Origin of the sequence: uncultured Cardiobacterium sp. (assembly GCF_938028185.1) — a bacterium.
Classification (GTDB): domain Bacteria; phylum Pseudomonadota; class Gammaproteobacteria; order Cardiobacteriales; family Cardiobacteriaceae; genus Cardiobacterium.
This window is the reverse complement of the sequence record NZ_CALJAH010000166.1, coordinates 1-1,449: the sequence shown is the minus strand read 5'-3', so window position 1 is coordinate 1,449 and position 1,449 is coordinate 1. Positions and strand designations below refer to the sequence as shown.

The 1,449-nt window shown below is 61.9% G+C and carries 1 protein-coding gene; it reads right to left on the bottom strand.

Going from position 1 to position 1,449, the window contains the following annotated elements:
- The coding region (locus Q0349_RS04965; protein ID WP_298079775.1) for a glycosyl hydrolase at positions 1 to 1,449 on the bottom strand (1,449 nt) is incomplete at both ends.

Here is a 1,449-nt window from a genome sequence, read left to right as displayed (position 1 = left end):
GCCCGCCTCAATTTGCCCGCCCTGGGCATTGCTGATTTTGACGGTGTAGTGCTCGTCGCCTTCCGCTTTGCCATCAGCCACCGCGTCCACGGTGAAGGTGGCGCTGTTTTGGCCTTTGGGGATGGTGACGGTGCGGGTGGTGGTCTGGATGTCGCCGTCGTCGGTGGTGCCGTGCTGGATGGTGACATCGACGGTGATGTCGCGGTCGGCGTTGCGCGTCATCGTCATTTGTCGCGCAAATTCCTGGAAGTCCGCTTCCATTTCGTGTCCCGGCCACGGGGTGAAGGCGGAGTAGTCCGCGCCCGGATTGCCGCCCCAGTTCGCCCAGGTCATCATGTAGGCGATTTTGGCGGCGTCCGGGTCGGCCTTGATGGCTTTGAGCAGGTCGGTGTAGAAGGTGAGGTCGGTGTTGCCGTCCGGCTGGATCATTTTGTCGCCGGAGAGGCCAAATTCGGCCAGCGCCGCCACTTTGCCGCGCGCCGCTGCCATGCGCGAGAGCATCGCCATGTCTTCTACGGTTTCTTTGACCCATTTGTCTTTGGCGGGCAGTGCCTTGTTGGTGTCGTAGGCGTCGTAGCCGAGGATGTCCACCACGTCGTCGCCCGGATAGAGCAGGTTGTAGCGGCTTTCGTCGCCGTTGAAGTTGCCGTTGGGGGCAAAGGCGGTGAGCATTTGTCCGTCCGCGCCGTGTTCTTTGAGGTAGTTGACGATGTAGCGGAACAGCTCCTTGTAGGTCTCGGCGCCGCCGCGTTCGTAGTACCACCACGCCCATTCGCCGTTGCCTTCGTGCAGCGGGCGGAAGATGAACGGTATTTTGGTGCCGTCGTCACGCACCGCGTGTTTGGCCATTTCGGCGACGGTATCGAGCCAGCCGTTCAGCTCCGCGTTTTGGTCGCCGCCGGGCAGCAATCGCTTCAGATCCACTTTGGTGCGGTCAGTCTCGCCCCCCGGCATATCCCAGTGGGCGGAGATGCTGGCAATGGAGCCGACGCTGTCGATTTTTTTGATGGCATCCGCCATGCGTTTGCCGTTTTCTGCGGCGGAGAGGCCGCGCTCCATCGGCGTTTCCATCATCGCCAGTCCGATGATGGAGGGGTAATGGCCGGTCATGGCGAAGACGTCGGATTTGTTGCCTTCGCTGTTGGCGCTGCCGTCGTGCGAGACATCCAGCCCGCGTTGCTGGCCAAAGAGGATGCCGTTGTGGTTTTGCAGGTTGTGCAACAGCTCGCTCGCCGAATTTGCCTGCGGCAGCGCGCGGTTATCCAGGCTGACGGTATAGGTCGCCTTGCCGCCTTCGGTCACTTCGCTTGAGCCGCTGAAGGTAATGCCGGGCGCGTTCGGTGCAGGCGGGGCGGGCGGGGTGTCTTCGCTGACCGCCTGCGTTTCGCTGCTGGTGGGTGATTCATGATGCTTGGCGTTGTCGTCGTAAGTCGCCTGCACCGTGATTTT